Annotated in this window: 15 protein-coding genes; 11 read left to right on the forward strand and 4 right to left on the reverse strand. The window is 67.0% G+C overall.

The features are described from left to right. The first annotated feature begins 75 nt into the window (after positions 1-75). The 3 genes from argE (at position 76) to ACM6JT_RS02380 (ending at position 2,986) form a co-directional block, all read left to right on the forward strand. Positions 76-1,296 carry an acetylornithine deacetylase gene (gene argE, locus ACM6JT_RS02370; RefSeq protein ID WP_131948644.1) on the forward strand — a complete coding sequence of 407 codons (1,221 nt, stop codon included), beginning with the start codon at positions 76-78 and terminating at the stop codon, positions 1,294-1,296. Between the two features lie 60 nt (positions 1,297-1,356). Then, positions 1,357-2,376: a threonine/serine dehydratase gene (locus tag ACM6JT_RS02375; protein ID WP_034181170.1), complete on the forward strand. Its 1,020-nt coding sequence runs from the start codon at positions 1,357-1,359 to the stop codon at positions 2,374-2,376. A gap of 145 nt (positions 2,377-2,521) precedes the next feature. Beyond that, positions 2,522-2,986, forward strand: a complete 465-nt coding sequence (locus ACM6JT_RS02380; RefSeq protein WP_414855923.1) for a DUF3574 domain-containing protein — start codon at positions 2,522-2,524, stop codon at positions 2,984-2,986. A gap of 87 nt (positions 2,987-3,073) precedes the next feature. Here the strand turns inward: ACM6JT_RS02380 and ACM6JT_RS02385 are convergent, their stop codons facing one another. Then, positions 3,074-5,596 (reverse strand): penicillin-binding protein 1A, encoded by a 2,523-nt coding sequence (locus tag ACM6JT_RS02385; protein ID WP_034181169.1) that lies wholly within the window; start codon positions 5,594-5,596, stop codon positions 3,074-3,076. 443 nt (positions 5,597-6,039) lie between these two features. On the opposite strand from ACM6JT_RS02385, the gene ACM6JT_RS02390 reads away from it, so the two are divergent. From ACM6JT_RS02390 to ACM6JT_RS02405, 4 genes are all read left to right on the forward strand, one after another. Beyond that, positions 6,040-6,720 (forward strand): PspA/IM30 family protein, encoded by a 681-nt coding sequence (locus ACM6JT_RS02390; protein WP_059233905.1) that lies wholly within the window; start codon positions 6,040-6,042, stop codon positions 6,718-6,720. A 79-nt stretch (positions 6,721-6,799) separates the two neighbouring features. Then, positions 6,800-7,960 carry a tetratricopeptide repeat protein gene (locus tag ACM6JT_RS02395; RefSeq protein ID WP_414855924.1) on the forward strand — a complete coding sequence of 387 codons (1,161 nt, stop codon included), beginning with the start codon at positions 6,800-6,802 and terminating at the stop codon, positions 7,958-7,960. 233 nt (positions 7,961-8,193) lie between these two features. Next, positions 8,194-8,625, forward strand: a complete 432-nt coding sequence (gene mscL / locus ACM6JT_RS02400; RefSeq protein WP_034181166.1) for a large conductance mechanosensitive channel protein MscL — start codon at positions 8,194-8,196, stop codon at positions 8,623-8,625. A 338-nt stretch (positions 8,626-8,963) separates the two neighbouring features. Beyond that, positions 8,964-9,410 carry a hypothetical protein gene (locus tag ACM6JT_RS02405; protein WP_027784713.1) on the forward strand — a complete coding sequence of 149 codons (447 nt, stop codon included), beginning with the start codon at positions 8,964-8,966 and terminating at the stop codon, positions 9,408-9,410. Between the two features lie 66 nt (positions 9,411-9,476). On the opposite strand, the gene ACM6JT_RS02410 is transcribed toward ACM6JT_RS02405, so the two are convergent. Then, positions 9,477-10,370, reverse strand: a complete 894-nt coding sequence (locus ACM6JT_RS02410) for an NAD(P)-dependent oxidoreductase (RefSeq protein WP_175749942.1) — start codon at positions 10,368-10,370, stop codon at positions 9,477-9,479. Between the two features lie 135 nt (positions 10,371-10,505). Here ACM6JT_RS02410 and ACM6JT_RS02415 point away from each other — a divergent pair, with 135 nt between their 5' ends. Both ACM6JT_RS02415 and ACM6JT_RS02420 read left to right on the forward strand, forming a co-directional pair. Next, positions 10,506-10,715 (forward strand): dodecin, encoded by a 210-nt coding sequence (locus tag ACM6JT_RS02415; protein ID WP_011549586.1) that lies wholly within the window; start codon positions 10,506-10,508, stop codon positions 10,713-10,715. Positions 10,716-10,939: 224 nt separating this feature from the next. After that, positions 10,940-11,869, forward strand: a complete 930-nt coding sequence (locus ACM6JT_RS02420) for a LysR substrate-binding domain-containing protein (RefSeq protein ID WP_006478550.1) — start codon at positions 10,940-10,942, stop codon at positions 11,867-11,869. Between the two features lie 96 nt (positions 11,870-11,965). On the opposite strand, the gene ACM6JT_RS02425 is transcribed toward ACM6JT_RS02420, so the two are convergent. Next, the gene (locus ACM6JT_RS02425) at positions 11,966-13,378 is read right to left on the reverse strand and encodes an 8-oxoguanine deaminase (protein WP_414855925.1); all 1,413 of its coding nucleotides are present in this window, start codon (positions 13,376-13,378) and stop codon (positions 11,966-11,968) included. 520 nt (positions 13,379-13,898) lie between these two features. Between ACM6JT_RS02425 and uraH the strand changes: the two genes are divergently transcribed. Continuing rightward, a complete protein-coding gene (gene uraH, locus ACM6JT_RS02430; RefSeq protein WP_011352401.1) occupies positions 13,899-14,252 on the forward strand; it encodes a hydroxyisourate hydrolase in 354 nt (117 codons plus the stop codon). Positions 14,253-14,306: 54 nt separating this feature from the next. Beyond that, positions 14,307-15,500: a urate hydroxylase PuuD gene (locus ACM6JT_RS02435; protein WP_105390487.1), complete on the forward strand. Its 1,194-nt coding sequence runs from the start codon at positions 14,307-14,309 to the stop codon at positions 15,498-15,500. Positions 15,501-15,592: 92 nt separating this feature from the next. Here ACM6JT_RS02435 and ACM6JT_RS02440 read toward each other — a convergent pair whose 3' ends face one another. Continuing rightward, the gene (locus tag ACM6JT_RS02440) at positions 15,593-16,003 is read right to left on the reverse strand and encodes an ACT domain-containing protein (protein WP_034181162.1); all 411 of its coding nucleotides are present in this window, start codon (positions 16,001-16,003) and stop codon (positions 15,593-15,595) included. Positions 16,004-16,030 lie beyond the last annotated feature (27 nt).

Here is a 16,030-nt window from a genome sequence, read left to right on the forward strand (position 1 = left end):
CCGCACCGCGCCCGGCGCAGGCGGGCCGGCGCGTTTTTGAGTATGATTTTCCCATTCATCAGACGGAGTTTTGCCATGTCCACTCTCGACGCGACGGCGCCGTCCGCCGCAACCCAAGGCGATGCATCGCTGGTCAGTCTGCCCTGGGTCAAGCAACTGGTGTCGATGGACACGACGAGCCGCGTGCCGAATCTCGGCCTGATCGAAACGGTGCGCGACGCGCTCGCCGCGAAAGGCATCGTTTCGACGATCACGCACGATCCGCGCGAAGGCTGGGCAAACCTGTTCGCGACGGTGCCCGCGCACGACGGCTCGACGAACGGCGGCATCGTGCTGTCCGGGCATACCGATGTCGTGCCGGTCGACGGCCAGCAATGGGACAGCAACCCGTTTGCACCGGAAATCCGCGACGGCCGCCTGTACGGCCGCGGCACCTGCGACATGAAGGGCTTCATCGGCACGGCGCTCGCGCTGTTGCCCGAGATGCAGGCGACGAAGCTCGCGAAGCCGATCCATTTCGCGCTGTCCTACGACGAGGAAATCGGCTGCGCGGGCGCGCCGCTGATGATCGCCGACCTCGTCAAGCGCGGCGTGCAGCCGTCCGGCTGCATCGTCGGTGAGCCAACCAGCATGCGGCCGATCATCGCGCACAAGGGCATCAACGCGTACCGCTGCTGCGTGCGCGGCCACGCGGCGCATTCGTCGCTGACGCCGAAGGGGCTCAACGCGATCGAGTACGCGGCGCGCCTCATCTGCCACATCCGCGACATCGCCGAGCGCTTCCGCGCCGAAGGCCCGTTCGACGAGCTGTACGACGTGCCGTTCACGACCGCGCAAACGAGCACGATCCAGGGCGGCAACGCGATCAACACGGTGCCGGCCGAATGCCGGTTCGACTTCGAGTTCCGCAACCTGCCGACGCTCGATCCCGAGCAGATCTTCACGCGCATCGAAGCGTATGCGCAGGAAACGCTGCTGCCGCAGATGCTTCGCGAGCATCCGAATGCCGCGATCGAGTTCTCGAAGATCGCCGCGGCGCCCGGCCTCGACGCGACCGAACAGGCCGCGATCACGCAGCTCGTGCGCGCATTGACCGCCGACCAGGACAAGCGCAAGGTCGCGTACGGCACCGAAGCCGGCCTGTTCGAACGCGCGGGCATCCCGAGCGTCGTGTGCGGGCCCGGCAACATCGAGCAGGCCCACAAGCCGAACGAATATGTCGAGCTCGCGCAGCTCGCCGGCTGCGAGCAGTTCCTGCGCAAGTTCATCCGCAGCATGTCGGTCGACGCGCACTGACTGCCTCCCGCCACGCCGGCCCGCGTGTGCGGGCCGGCCCACTCCGCCACCCGCCACGTCATGTCGACTGAACAGCAGGGCACTGCCCATACGACGATCGACGGCGAGCCGATTCCGACGCTCGACGAAATCGCCGCGCAGCATTTCGCGTTGTCGCCCTGGGTCGCGCGCACGCCCGTGTTCGAACGCGCCGACCTGCCGTCCCTCGAGGGCACGCACGTCAACTTCAAGTTCGAACTGCTGCAGGTGAGCGGCAGCTTCAAGGCGCGCGGCGCATTCACGCACCTGCTCGCGCTCGACGAGGCACGCAAGGATGCCGGCGTCACCTGCGTGTCGGCCGGCAATCATGCGGCGGCCGTCGCGTATGCGGCAATGCGGCTCGGCAGCAGCGCGAAGGTCGTGATGTTCCATACCGCGAGCCCGACGCGCATCGCGCAGTGCAAGCAGTACCGCGCGGAAGTCGTGCTCGCGGGCAGCGCATCGCAGGCGTTCGATCTCGTGCGGCGGATCGAGGCCGAGGAAGGCCGCTTCTTCATCCATCCGTTCAACGGCTATCACACGATCCTCGGCACCGCGACGCTCGGCTACGAATGGGCGACGCAGACACCCGACCTCGATGCGGTGATCGTGCCGATCGGCGGCGGCGGGCTCGCGGCCGGCATGGCGACCGCGCTGCGGCTCGCGAATCCGCGTGTGCACGTGTACGGCGTCGAGCCGGAAGGCGCCGACGCGATGAGCCGCAGCTTCGCGGCGAATCACACGATCAAGATGAGTGCGATGCAGACGATCGCGGATTCGCTGATGGCGCCGCATACCGAGGAATACAGCTACCAGCTGTGCCGGCGCCACGTCGACCGCATCGTGACCGTGTCCGACGACGCGCTGCGCGCCGCGATGCTGTTCCTGTTCTCGCACCTGAAGCTGTCGGTCGAACCGGCTTGCGCAGCCGCACTCGCCGCGCTGCTCGGCCCGCTGCGCGAAACGCTGCAGGGCAAGCGCGTCGGCGTGCTGCTGTCGGGCACGAACACCGACCCCGGCACGCTCGGCATGCATCTCGCGCACGCGAAACTGCAGCACTGACCGCGCGCCGGGCGCCGGCGAACCGACCTAGGGTTATCCCCAGATTATGTTGACAGCCCTGTTGATAACCCGCCGAACAAGCACGCAAGTGGTTGAGCGCGCAGCGTTTTGCGCGCACGAAGGTCGTCGGACGCGAAATGAGCAAATGCGGCCGCTATGGGCTGCAATCTGGCGGCGCCGCGCGCGGCCGCTGATCGCCGCCGCCGCGATTGCGCTGCTCGCCGGTTGCGCGGCACCACCCTCGCCCGTCGCCGGCGCGCAGCCGGCCTGCACGCAGCCGGGCGCGAGCCGGATGTTGCAAGCCGACCTGCTGTTCGGACGCGACATCGCGGGACGCGGCCCCGTCACCGATGCGGAACGCGCCGCGTTCCTCGCCGACACAGTCACGCCGCGTTTCCCCGACGGCCTCACGTACTGGGACACGCACGGCCAGTGGCGCGACCGCGCGACCGGCAACATCACACGCGAAGACAGCTTCGTGATCCGTATCATCGCCGACGATACGCCCGACACGCACGCGCGGCTCGCCGCGATCCGGCATGCGTACGCGGAGCGGTTCCATCAGGAGTCGGTCGGCATCACGTTCGTGCCGGCCTGCGCGTCGTTCTGATTCCGCGTCTCCCGCCACCTGCCGGCAGCGTGCAAAAAAACGGGCGCCCGAAGGCGCCCGTCGCATGCCGGAACAGCGGCGTACCGCTTACTTGCTCTCGAACATGTCCATGATCTGCTGCTTCTCCTGCGCCGTGACGGGCGGCGGCGTGAGCCCTGCCGCGCCCGCCGAGCCGAGTGCGTCGTTCGCGCTGATCGCGTTCTCGGCCGGATTGATGTCGACGTTCCCGACGAAGCCGTTGCCCGGCGTGCGATCGGCGTAGTACAGCTCGCCGTCGAGCGAGGTCAGGCCGTCCGGCATCGGCATCTGCTGCTCCGGCACGCCGTTCAGCGCGGTGCGCATATAGTTCACCCAGATCGGCAGCGCGAGCTGAGCGCCGAATTCGCGGCTGCCGAGGCTCTTCGGCTGGTCGAAGCCCATCCACGCGACCGCGACGAGCGACTGCTGGTAGCCGGCGAACCAGCCGTCCTTCGCGTCGTTCGTCGTACCCGTCTTGCCCTGCAGGTCACTGCGGCCCAGTGCGTTGGTGCCCGCGCCCGTGCCGGCCGTCGCGACCGTATGCAGCAGGCTGTTCATCACGTACGCGTTGCGTCCTTCGATCGTGCGCGGCGCGGTGCTGCCCGCGATCACCGGCTGCGACTTCTGCAGTGCCTGGCCGCGCGCGTCGTCGACTTCGGCGATCAGGTACGGATCGACCTTGTAGCCGCCGTTCGCGAACACCGCGTAGCCGGTCGCGAGCTGCAGCGGCGTCACGAGGCCCGCACCGAGCGCCATCGGCAGGTACGGCGGCGTCTTCGCGGGATCGAAGCCGAAGCGCTGCGTCACGTACTGCTGCGCATACTGCGTGCCGATCGATGCGAGGATCCGGATCGACACGAGGTTCTTCGAGCGCTGCAGGCCGGTGCGCATCGTCATCGGGCCGTCCGGCTGGTCGTCGTCCTTCGGCTCCCACGCGGTGCCGCCCGGCACGCTCGGCGGGAAGTACAGCGGCGCGTCGTTGATGATCGTCGCCGGCCCGAGGCCCTTGTCGAGCGATGCCGAATAGATGAACGGCTTGAACGACGAGCCCGGCTGCCGCCATGCCTGCGTCACGTGGTTGAACTTGCTCTTGTTGAAGTCGAAGCCGCCGACGAGCGAGCGGATCGCGCCGTCCTGCGGCGCGATCGCGACGAGCGCGCCTTCGACCTGCGGCAGTTGCACGACCTGCCAGCCCGTCTTGCCGTCCTTCAGCACGCGCACGATCGAGCCCGGCTTGATGCGCAGCGCGTTGTTCGCGCGGGGGCCGAGCGCGCCCGACACGAAGCGCAGCCCGGCCGGGCCGATCGTCGTCGTCGCGCCGCCGACGAACTGCACCTCGACCGCGTTCGGCGAGGCCGACAGCACGACCGCCGACTGCAGGTCGCCGTTGTCCGGGTGATCGGCGAGCGCATCGTCGATCGCCTCGTCGCGGTCGTCGCCGGCCGCGGGCAGGTTGATCGACGCTTCCGGCCCGCGATAGCCGTGGCGGCGCTCGTAGTCGAGAATGCCGCGACGCACGGCCTGGTACGCGGCTTCCTGGTCGGCCGAGTTGATCGTCGTCGTGACGGTCAGCCCGCGCGTGTAGGTTTCGTCCTTGTACTGCTGGTACATCATCTGCCGCACCATCTCGGCGACGTATTCGCCGTGCACCGCGTACTGGTTGCCCGGCGTGCGCACGTGGATCTCTTCCTTCACGGCCGCGTCGTACTGCGGCTGCGTGATGTAGCCGACCTCGAGCATGCGCTTCAGGATGTATTCCTGGCGCACCTTCGCGCGCTTCGGATTCACGACCGGGTTGTACGCGGACGGCGCCTTCGGCAGCCCCGCGAGCATCGCCGCTTCCGCGAGCGTGATGTCCTTCAGGTCCTTGCCGAAATAGACCCGCGCGGCGGCCGCGAAGCCGTACGAACGCTGGCCGAGATAGATCTGGTTCATGTACAGCTCGAGGATCTGGTCCTTCGTCAGGGCCTTCTCGATCTTGTACGCGAGCAGCATCTCGTAGATCTTGCGCGTGTAGGTCTTCTCGCTCGACAGGAAGAAGTTGCGCGCGACCTGCATCGTGATCGTGCTCGCGCCCTGGCGCGCGCCGCCGTGCATCAGGTCGGCGACGCCCGCCCGCAGGATGCCGACGAAATCGACGCCGCCGTGCTCGTAGAAGCGGTAGTCCTCGATCGCGAGCACCGCCTTCTTCATCACGTCCGGAATGTCCTGGAAGCGCACCAGGCTGCGGCGCTCCTCGCCGAACTCGCCGATCAGCACGTGATCGGCCGTGAACACGCGCAGCGGCACCTTCGGCTGGTAGTTGGTCAGCGCATCGAGCGACGGCAGTTGCGGCGCCATCACGACCAGCGCGTAGCCGACGATCAACGCACCGACGATCGCCAGCGTGGCGAACAGGCCGGCGAACCACAGCGCGACGCGCGAACCGAACGTTCGACGCCCCCCGCCGCCGCTGCGCTGTGCGCGGCGGCCGTCGTCGCGATGGTCGCGATCGTCGTCATCGGGGTAATAGGCTCCGGACGGTGAACGGCGCAGCGTGTAGTGGGGTTCGTTCCTGTCGGAAGAAGAAGGTGGTCGTTTGATAATTGGCATGTCGGAATGGCGGGCGTACGTGGCGCCCTCGGACGCATGCGGAAATGCAAGCGGATGGATCAGAGCGGGTGCATCGAGATGCGACTGTCACGTCGACAGACCCCGCCGCGCGGCGATCCGTTCCCGCGACGTGACAGCGCATTTTAATGAAATCGACCGGGTGCCTTCGCGATTTTTTGTAAAAATTCCCGCAACGCCGTGATTTGCGGAACGTATTGTCGGCATCCTCGGCCTATCATGGACACGCAATATGGTGCGCGCGGCCGATTTTCTTTCAATCGCGAAAGGTTTGTCATCCCGATACGCAAGCCGCTTGAACTCACGCGTTTAAGCCGTATTTAAGTGAACCGGTGGTGTAATATCCGCCGGCTCACGCGGGTTGCAACCAGCACGCGGCGGGCATTGCCGCGGTTACGCGGCGCCTTTCAACCACGGAGGATTTCATGTCGCTTTTCGACTCTGTTTCGCGCACGATCAAAGGCCTGCTGAACGATGCGGCCGATTCGGTACAGGATCCGTCGCGCGACGCACGGCAGATCGTGCGGGAGCTCGACGACAGCATCGGTCGTGCCGAAAATTCGCTGATCGAGATCGAGGCGCAGGTCGCGACCCAGCGCAGCAAGCGCGATGCGGCCGACGACAAGGTAAAGAAGTACGAAGACGGCGCGAAGCGCGCGCTGCAGTCCGGCGACGAAGCGCTCGCACGCGAGGCACTGGCCGCGCAGTCGAACGCGGAAGCCGAGCGCGACGCGCTCGCGGCCGAGCTGACGACGCTCGAGCCGTCGGTCGACAAGCTGAAGGGGCAGATCGCCGACATGCGCCAGCGCCGCAACGACCTGAACGCGCGCTCGAACATCCTGCAGGCCAAGCAGGAAATCGCGCAGGCAAAGGATGTCGCGGCCAGCGCCCTGGGCGGCATCGGCGGCAAGAACCTGTCCGAGGACTTCCAGAAGCTCGAGGACAAGGTCGCACTGCAGAACGCACGCTCGGACGCGCGCCTCAATTCGGCAGACACGTCGAGCGGCAAGGCGCTCGACGACAAGCTCGCCGCACTGAACAAGGGCCCGTCGGTCGAGGATCGCCTCGCCGCGCTGAAGAAGCAGCTCGACACGCCCGCGCAGTAACGGCAACCGCGCCGCGGCCCGCCCGGGCACGCGGCGCGAACCGATCGTCAGGAGACGGGCGCCTGCGCCCGGTTCGACCATGAAGAAATCTCTCGCCGCACTCGGCCTCTCGCTGATGCTGCTGTCGTCCGCCGCGTTTGCGGTACCGTCGCTGCAGCAGGTCGAGCAGTCGATCGCCCAGCGCAACTGGCAACAAGCCGACACGCAGCTGTCGCAAGTCATCGACGCCCATCCGAACAACGCGCACGCGCGCTACCTGTATGCGCAGGTGCTGGACCGCGAAGGCCGCGCGTCCGACGCGCTCGCGCAGCTGCAGCGTGCGAAGTCGCTCGATCCGCAACTGCGCTTCACCGACGCGTCGCGCTTCGCACAGACGGAGTCGCGCATTCGTGCGGACGCCGCGCGCGTGAGCGGCAACGCGCCGTCGGCTACACAGGCCGGCACGCTGCAGCCGTCGCTCGCGCCCGCCGTCGCGCCGGCCGAAAAACACGGCCCGTCGACCGGCATGTGGATCAGCCTCGGGCTGATCGTCGCGGTGATCGCGCTGGTGCTGCGCTGGACGCTGCGGCGCGCGCGCACGGCCGACAACAGCCGCGCCGACGACGAACGCCGCACGCAGCTCAAGCGTGCGACCGACGTACTGAACGACATCCGTCCGCTGAAACTCGACGCGAAGCTGTCGACGGCGCCCGGCGCCGCGGCGCTGATGGGCGAACTCGAAGCGATCGAGACCGACGCGCGCACGCTCGTCGAGGCGCTGGCGAACGGCAAGAATCCGGTGCCGCCGTATCAGGTCGACGAACTCGAGCAGCGTCACGCGAGCGTGAAGGCACGCGTCGAAGGCCGACCCGATCCGGCCGCGCAACCCGCGCCGCCGGCGAACGGCAGCGGCTCCGTGTACGCGCAGGAAGCCGATCGCATGACGGGCGCGCAGGGCCAGCCGTATCCGCAACAGCCCTACCCGCAACAGCAGCCGCCCGTCGTGATCCAGCAAGGCGGCGGCGGTTTCGGCGGCGGGATGGGCGGGCTGCTGACCGGCGTGCTGCTCGGCGAGGCGATGTCCGGCGGCCGCGAGCGCGTGGTCGAACGCGACGTGATCGTCGACGGCGAGCACCGCCGGCAGGATGCCGACCCGGGCTTCGACCTCGGCCGCGGCGACGCGTCGAACTGGAGCGACGGCGGCAGCGGCAACGTCGATCTCGGCAGCAACGACGACGGCTGGACGGACGACAACACCTGACCCTGCGCGGCGCGTCGACATTCCCGTCGACGCGCCGCAACACACGCCACGCTCCCCTGCATGACCGGCCGCGCCGACGCGCGGATTTGTCAATCATTTCAAGATGGACTACCGGCAATGGGGAGCGTTCGCTATCATGCGGCCATCGGCGTGCCACCGACCCTCATTCGACGCAATACAAGCCTGCGCGTCGCGGCACGCCTCCTCTGGCACCAACAAGGAGAAAGCCGCTCATGAGCATCATCAAGGAATTCAAGGAGTTCGCCGTCAAGGGCAACGTGATGGATCTCGCCGTCGGCGTGATCATCGGCGGCGCCTTCTCGAAGATCGTCGATTCGATCGTGAAAGACCTCATCATGCCGGTCATCGGCTTGCTGACGGGCGGCCTGGATTTCTCGAACAAGTTCGTTCTGCTCGGCACCATCCCTCCGACGTTCAAGGGTAATCCCGATTCGTTCAAGGACCTGCAGACGGCCGGTGTCGCCGCGTTCGGCTACGGCTCGTTCATCACCGTGGCGATCAATTTCGTCATCCTCGCGTTCATCATTTTCCTGATGGTGAAATTCATCAACAAGCTGCGCAAGCCGGAAGAAGCCGCGCCGGCCGCGACGCCGGAAGACACCGTGCTGCTGCGCGAGATCCGCGATTCGCTCAAGCAGCGCTGAGCCGCTGAGCGCCCCGCCTGTCAGGCCCGCCCCGTGCGGGCCTTTTTATTGCGCACGCCATGCGCCGCCCGCCGCATGCAGCCTGTCTCATTTTTTTGTGACGCGCGAATGCACGCGCGGGGAAAGCGGGTCTATGATGGAGACTAAACGACAGTACGGGCGCCAAGACGCTGGCTGTGTCGATCATGGCGAGCAGGTCGACGGGAGACATTGATCGTCGTACTGCACGAATGCAGCATTTTCGTGTGCTATAAAGGATCGACATGCGGCGTACATAGCCGGGAGTGGGTCGCATGAAAGTGCCGCATTTCTTGCAATTGTTTTTGAGGCGAGTGTTTATGTCCTTCCCGAAAAAACGTCGGCGTGCCCAACAGGATGGCCAGGAGTCATTCCTCGCGGTATTGCGTCACTCGAAACCTTTCGCCCAGCTCGACACCAAGATTGCCCGCGCCCGTGCGCAGGACGAACCCGTCCTCTACGCGCATGTGCTGCCCGGTCTCGACGTGCTCCTGTGCAGCGTGCGCGGCGCACAGCCGCCCTATCCGGCCATCGCCGAGTTGCGCAAGCGCTGCATCGAATCGATCGCCAACGCGCTCGAGCAGCCGCTGGACGGCCTCGAGAACGGCGGGTACTGGTACGAAGCGAACGGCTTCGGCTTCCTGGTATTCGCGAGCCGGGCACGCGCGCGCATCCTGCCCGAGTTTGGTGCAGGCACGAAAGCGAGCCTGCGCGGCGGGCTCGGTCGCCAGAACGCCGGCGACACGACACCACGCTCCCTCGGCTGAACCGCCAGTCATTCGATGGGCCGCCTCCGGGCGGCCCATCTGCCATTCACGCGCGCCGCTTGCCCGTCACGCGGGCTGCCGACGCCCGTTGCCGGGCCGCACGATATCGATGAACGCGGCGAAATCGGCGCCGGCGAGCCCCTGCGCGGCGCCGAGCCGCAGCACCTGCTGCACGGTGGCCGACACGGGCATCACCGCCCCCGTGTCGCGCGCCGCGTCGGCGATCGCATCGACGTCCTTCTGGAATGTGCTCAGCGCGCCGATCGGCGCGTGACCGCTCGACGTCATGCGCGGCACGAACGTCTGCAGCAGCACCGAATCGGCCCAGCCGCCGGCCAGCGCCTCGGCCAGCCGCGCGGCGTCGATGCCGCTCGCCTGCGCGAGGCCGACGGCCTCGGCGATCGCAGTCACCGTCGCGGTGACGATCGCCTGGTTGCACAGCTTCGCCGTCTGGCCCGCGCCCGCGTCGCCCATGTGCGTGATGCGCGACGCGTACGTGCCGATCAGCGGCCGCACCGCGTCGAGATCGGTCGCGCGGCCGCCGGCCATCACCGCGAGCGTGCCGGCCTGCGCGCCCGGCACGCCGCCCGACACGGGCGCATCGACCCAGCCGGCGCCGAGCGCGGCCGCGCGCGCCGCGTAGTCGCGCGTCGCGGCAGGCGGAATGCTCGAATGATCGACGATGCGCCGCAGGCGGCGCGCCGCCGCGTCACCGGAAAGCAGCCCGTGCTCGCCGAACACGACGTCGCCGACCGCACGCCCGTCGAGCACGCACACGAATACCGTATCGACGCGTTCCGCCAGTTCGCGCGGCGTGCCGACCACCTGCGCGCCGTCCTTCACGAGCGCCTCGGCCTTGTCGCGCGAGCGATTCCACACGCTGACGCGATGCCCGGCCGCCAGCAGATGCCGAATCATCGGCGCGCCCATCAATCCCGGTCCGCAAAATCCGACTTCCACGATGTTCCTCGTCTCCGATATGGGTTGCACTTGCCGCCCATCATACCTATCACTCAAGAAGCCGGGCACGCGCGGCGCCGCTTCGGGACCGCAGCTTGCACCGGCGATACAGACCGATATCCCAGGGAGCGCATCATGAGCGACCACGTGTACAAGCTGATCGAACTGACCGGTTCGTCGCAGCAATCGAGCGACGACGCCATCCGCAACGCGATCTCGAAGGCCGGCAAGACGCTGCACAACCTGCACTGGTTCCAGGTGACCGAAACGCGCGGCCACATCGAAGGCGACCAGGTCGTTCACTGGCAGGTCACGCTGAAGGTCGGCATGCGCATCGACGACTGACACAACCGCCGCATCACACGCCGCGCCGCGATCCGGAGTCGCACTACACGCGCCTCCGCGCGGCGCCGCGCGCGCCCGCTTGCAACCCCGTTCAGGCCCCTTGTCGAGGCCCGGCCGGCGGGTGCGTGCGGGTATCCATCTCTTGACGCTGACTTTCGTTCATATTAAAAACGATATACCCACAGTACCCCTCGATCAGCCTAGCCATATAACCTGGAGAAATCATGAGTCAGCAACGCGAGGCGATCGACACGTACCTCTTGCGCGTCTTGCACACCTTGTTGATGGAGCGCAGCGTCACGCGCGCGGCCGTCAAACTGAACCAGTCGCAACCGGCGATCAGCGCCGCGCTGCGGCGCCTGCGCGACATCACCGGCGATCCGCTGCTGGTGCGCGGCAAATCCGGCATGGTGCCGACCGAATACGGGCTGCGTCTGCTCGAGCCCGTGCAGAATGCGCTGCGTGAAATCGAGCGCATCAAGTTCCAGCAGCACAACTTCGACCCGGCCACGTCGATCCGCTGCTACCGGATCGGCTGCCCCGACTACCTGAACGTGCTGTTCGTGCCGACCGTCGTCGAGCGCTTCCGCCTGGCCGCGCCGAACGCGACGCTCGAGTTTCACTCGCTCGGCCCCGCGTTCGACTACGAACTCGCGCTGGAAGACGGCAAGCTCGACATCGTCGTCGGCAACTGGCCCGAACCGCCCGAGCAGCTGCACCTGTCGAACCTGTTCGTCGACGAGATCGTCTGCCTGATGAGCAACACGCACCCGTTCGCGAAGCGCGGCGGGCTCACGCTCGACCAGTACCTGAACGCGCCGCATCTCGCGCCGACGCCGTACTCGGTCGGACAGCGCGGCGCGATCGACGTGCATCTCGCGCGCGAACGGCTCAAGCGTCATGTGGTCGTCACGCTGCCGTACTTCAACCTCGCGCCGTACGTGCTCGTGAAGTCCGACCTGATCTTCACGACCACGCGCCTGTTCGCCGATCACTACGCGAAGTTCCTGCCGCTGTCGGTCGTGCCGGCGCCGCTCGACTTCCCGCCGATGCAGTACTACCAGCTGTGGCACGAGCGCTGCCACTACTCCGACGAAGTGCGCTGGCTGCGCAGCCTCGTCGCCGAAGCCACCCGCACGCTGATCGAAGCGTAACCGCACGCACCGCCCGCGCCGTCGCGGCGCGGAGCAACGCGACGGCGGCTGGCGGCACGCCCGGCAAGGCGGCCACCGTATCGCTTCAGGCTTCGTTCAGCGCGATGCCTCGACCAGCGCATGCGCGAGCGCGTTATGACGCTCGATGACGGGCGGCAGATCGAGGGCCGCCAGCCGCCCTTCCCGCACCACCACCTTCCCGTTCACCACCGTGTACGCCGTCTGCGACGGCGCGCAGAACACCAGCGCCGCGACCGGATCGTGCAGCGCGCCCGCGAACAGCGGCTGGCGCAGGTCGAACGCGGCGAAGTCCGCAGCCATGCCGGGCTTCAGCGCGCCGATATCGTCGCGGTTCAGCACCTTCGCGCCGCCGAGCGTCGCAATCTCGAGCGCTTCGCGCGCGGTCATCGCATCGGGCCCGAAGCCGACTCGCTGCAGCAGCAGCGCCTGCCGCACTTCCGCGACCATCTGCGCGCCATCGTTCGACGCGGAGCCGTCGACGCCGAGGCCGACCGGCACGCCCGCGAGACGCATCTTCTTCACCGGCGCGATACCCGACGCGAGCCGCATGTTCGAGCACGGACAGTGTGCGACGCCCGTGCCGGTGCGCGCAAACAGGCCGATGCCCGCATCGTCGAGCTGCACGCAATGCGCATGCCATACGTCGTGGCCGACCCAGCCGAGATCTTCCGCATATTCGGCGGGCGTCATCCCGAACTTCTCGCGGCTGTACGCGATGTCGTTGACGTTCTCCGCGAGGTGCGTGTGCAGCGACACGCCGTACTCGCGCGCGAGCACGGCCGCGTCGCGCATCAGGTCGCGGCTCACGGAAAACGGCGAGCATGGCGCGACCACCACGCGCAGCATCGCGTAGCGGCCTTCGTCGTGATAGGTCTCGATCAGGCGCTGCGTGTCGCGCAGGATGTCGGGTTCGCGTTCGACAACGGAATCGGGCGGCAGCCCGCCGTCGCGTTGGCCGACGCTCATCGCACCGCGGCTCGCATGAAAACGCATGCCGATCCGCTGCGCGGCGCCGATGCTGTCGTCGAGCCGGCTGCCGTTCGGGTAGATGTACAGATGGTCGCTCGACGTCGTACAGCCCGACTGCAGCAGCTCGGCCATCGCGGTGAGCGTCGACACCTCGATCATCTCGGGCGTCAGGTGCGCCCAGATCCGGTACAGGTTCGTGAGCCAGCCGAACAGCTCGGCGTTCTGCGCGGCCGGCACCGCGCGCGTGAGGCTCTGGTACATGTGGTGGTGCGTGTTCACGAGCCCCGGGATCACGAGGTGGCCGCGCAGGTCGAGCACTTCGTCGGCCGTGTCGGGCAGCTCGGCGGTCGGGCCGACCGCGACGATCCGGTTGTCTTCGATGTAGAGCCCCGCGTCGCGCAATTCGCGGCGCGTGTCGTCCATGGTCACGAGCACGTCGGCGTGCTTGACCAGCAGGGTTTTCGGGTGGGATGGGGATGCGTTCGGCGCGTGTGCGCCGGCGTGCTGCTCGAGGTTCATGCGTTCTCCGCGTCGGTCGGCCCCCAGGGGCTGATCCTGGGGACGGTCACAAAGCCGTTCGAACGCTGATTCGCGGCACGCCCCGGTGCCTGCGTCCGTTCGAACGCCCTGGCCCGGTTACCCGGCGTGCTCGCCGTCTTCGGGGTACGCGCGGGCCACAGGCCGACGCGCACGGCGGGAGGATCGCCCAAGCACGCGCGGCGCACAATGCGCAATCCGTAATACCGCACTTCACGGTTCCGATATGGTACGCCGCGCGCGCTTGGTCCGCCCTGCCGCCGGACGCCCGAAACGCAGGCTGAAAGCCATATCCGGCGTGCCGTCGACAGCCGCTTATGCGCGGCGCATTATCTTTGATATCGCGCCCGTATTTGCTCGGGGAACCTTTTTACAATGCCTGCACGGCGCTCGCTTCACCTCGCCGACGGGTATGTAGCCACGTGACGTGGAGCCTCGATCCGCCGCACAGTCAATGGATCGAGTCGCCGCCGAACCTCGCATTCACACAAGGACACAACGAATGGGAAAGCTCACTACCCACGTACTCGATACGGCGCACGGTCGTCCCGGCGCCGCAATCAAGGTCGACCTCTACGCGCTGGACGGCGAATCGCGCCGCGCGATCAAGACCGTGCTGACCAATAGCGACGGCCGCTGCGACGAACCCCTGCTCGAAGGCGCCGCGCTCGCCGCCGGCGAATACGAACTCGTGTTCCATGCCGGCGACTATTTCGCGTCGCTCGGCGTGAAGGTGCCCGAACCCCGTTTCGTCGACCGCGTCGTGCTGCGCTTCGGCATCGCCGACACCGGCTCGCACTACCACGTGCCGCTGCTCGTGTCGCCGTGGTCGTACAGCACCTATCGCGGCAGCTGACATACGCATCGGCGCCCGCATCAAAGACAAACGATCTGAGTCTGGAGGAGTTTCATGGAAGGCTTCATCACCGACTGGCTGAACCTCGCGCTGCGATGGCTGCACGTCATCGTCGCCATCGCGTGGATCGGCGAGTCGTTCTATTTCGTCGCGCTCGACAACAGCCTGAAACCGCCGACCGACCCGAACCAGCGCAAGCGCGGCGTGTTCGGCGAACTGTGGCACGTCCACGGCGGCGGCTTCTACAACATGCAGAAGTACACGGTCGCCCCGCCGGAAATGCCGGATGACCTGCACTGGTCGAAGTGGCCGTCGTACACGACCTGGTTGTCGGGCTTCTCGCTGTTCTTCGTGCTGTACCTGCTCGCGCCGAACACCTACCTGATCGACAAGAGCGTGCTCGACATGGGCCCGGTCGTCGCCGTCGCATCCGCGCTCGGCTTCCTCGCAGCCGGCTGGATCGTCTACGACTCGCTGTGCCGCCTCCTCGGCACCAACGACCGCGTGCTCGGCATCTGCGTCGGCCTCTACGTCGTCGTCGCGGCGTACCTCGCTTGCCACATCTTCTCGGGCCGTGCCGCGTACCTGATCGTCGGCGCGATGCTCGCGACGATCATGTCGGCGAACGTGTTCTTCGTGATCATCCCCGGCCAGCGCAAGATGGTCGACAAGATGCTCAAGGGCGAAGAGCCGAACCCGATCTACGGCAAGCGCGGCAAGCAGCGCTCGGTGCACAACACGTACTTCACGCTGCCCGTCGTGTTCGCGATGCTGTCGAACCACTATGCGATGACGTACACAAACAAGTTCAACTGGATCGTGCTCGTGCTGATCATGCTGGCCGGCGCACTGATCCGCCAGTTCTTCGTGATGCGTCACCGCGGCAAGCAGCTGTGGTACCTGCCGATCGGCGGCGTCGCGCTGCTGTCGGGCGCGCTGGTGTGGACGATGCCGAAGCCGGTCGCACCGGAAGCGCAGGCCGCCAACGCGCCGAAGATCGTGATCAACGACATCATGCCGATCCTGCAGCAGCGCTGCGTCGAGTGCCACTCGTCGAAGCCGACGCTGATGGGCAGCGCACCCGCGGGCGTGCTGTTCGATACGCCGGACGAAGTGTCGAAGAACGCGCAGCGCATCTACGAACAAGCCGTGCGCCTGAAGGCGATGCCGATCGGCAACGTCACGCACATGACCGACGACGAGCGGACGAAGCTCGCCGCCTGGTTCGAGGGCGGCGCGGTCAAGTAAGCCGCCGTGCGCCGGTTGCCGGCGCCATCCTCTCCGTTCGCGGGCCCGGTGACGGGCCCGTTTTTTTTTGCGTGTTCCGAATGCGCAGCGCGCTAGCCGCGCATCGCGTCGCGCTGCAGTGCGACGAGCGCCTCGAGTGCACGCGGGCCGTCGTCGAACGGCACGAAGATGTGGTCGTGATACGCGGCCGCCATCACGTTGCAACTGATGCCGGCCGCGCCGAGCGCCCGCGCGAATGCCGCGGTGAGGCCGACTGCCGCGAGATCGGAATGAACGGTCAGCGTGATCCACGCGGCGCGGAACAGCACGGGCCAGCCGCGACGCGCAGCCGCCTCTTCGTCGACCACGACCGTCAGCCCTTCCGCTTCGCGGAACGTTGCAATCGTTTCGGATAACGATACGTCTGTATCAATCGGCAGCGAGACGAACGCGAACGCGCCCGGATGCAGTTCGGGTTGCATCGTGCGCAGCAGGATCGCGAGGTCGTTCTCAGGTTGGCTCATCGGAGGAATACGTCCGGAACAGGACGT

The sequence above is a fragment of the Burkholderia sp. IT-111MI5 genome (assembly GCF_949752865.1).
GTDB lineage: Bacteria > Pseudomonadota > Gammaproteobacteria > Burkholderiales > Burkholderiaceae > Burkholderia > Burkholderia pyrrocinia_C.

Bases quoted from the DNA above. Each gene is read 5' to 3' on its own strand.
- argE (WP_131948644.1), top strand. From the start codon at position 76: ATGTCCACTCTCGACGCGACGGCGCCGTCCGCCGCAACCCAAGGCGAT.
- ACM6JT_RS02375 (WP_034181170.1), top strand. From the start codon at position 1,357: ATGTCGACTGAACAGCAGGGCACTGCCCATACGACGATCGACGGCGAG.
- ACM6JT_RS02380 (WP_414855923.1), top strand. From the start codon at position 2,522: ATGCGGCCGCTATGGGCTGCAATCTGGCGGCGCCGCGCGCGGCCGCTG.
- ACM6JT_RS02385 (WP_034181169.1), bottom strand. From the start codon at position 5,596: ATGCCAATTATCAAACGACCACCTTCTTCTTCCGACAGGAACGAACCC.
- ACM6JT_RS02390 (WP_059233905.1), top strand. From the start codon at position 6,040: ATGTCGCTTTTCGACTCTGTTTCGCGCACGATCAAAGGCCTGCTGAAC.
- ACM6JT_RS02395 (WP_414855924.1), top strand. From the start codon at position 6,800: ATGAAGAAATCTCTCGCCGCACTCGGCCTCTCGCTGATGCTGCTGTCG.
- mscL (WP_034181166.1), top strand. From the start codon at position 8,194: ATGAGCATCATCAAGGAATTCAAGGAGTTCGCCGTCAAGGGCAACGTG.
- ACM6JT_RS02405 (WP_027784713.1), top strand. From the start codon at position 8,964: ATGTCCTTCCCGAAAAAACGTCGGCGTGCCCAACAGGATGGCCAGGAG.
- ACM6JT_RS02415 (WP_011549586.1), top strand. From the start codon at position 10,506: ATGAGCGACCACGTGTACAAGCTGATCGAACTGACCGGTTCGTCGCAG.
- ACM6JT_RS02420 (WP_006478550.1), top strand. From the start codon at position 10,940: ATGAGTCAGCAACGCGAGGCGATCGACACGTACCTCTTGCGCGTCTTG.
- ACM6JT_RS02425 (WP_414855925.1), bottom strand. From the start codon at position 13,378: ATGAACCTCGAGCAGCACGCCGGCGCACACGCGCCGAACGCATCCCCA.
- uraH (WP_011352401.1), top strand. From the start codon at position 13,899: ATGGGAAAGCTCACTACCCACGTACTCGATACGGCGCACGGTCGTCCC.
- ACM6JT_RS02435 (WP_105390487.1), top strand. From the start codon at position 14,307: ATGGAAGGCTTCATCACCGACTGGCTGAACCTCGCGCTGCGATGGCTG.
- ACM6JT_RS02440 (WP_034181162.1), bottom strand. From the start codon at position 16,003: ATGAGCCAACCTGAGAACGACCTCGCGATCCTGCTGCGCACGATGCAA.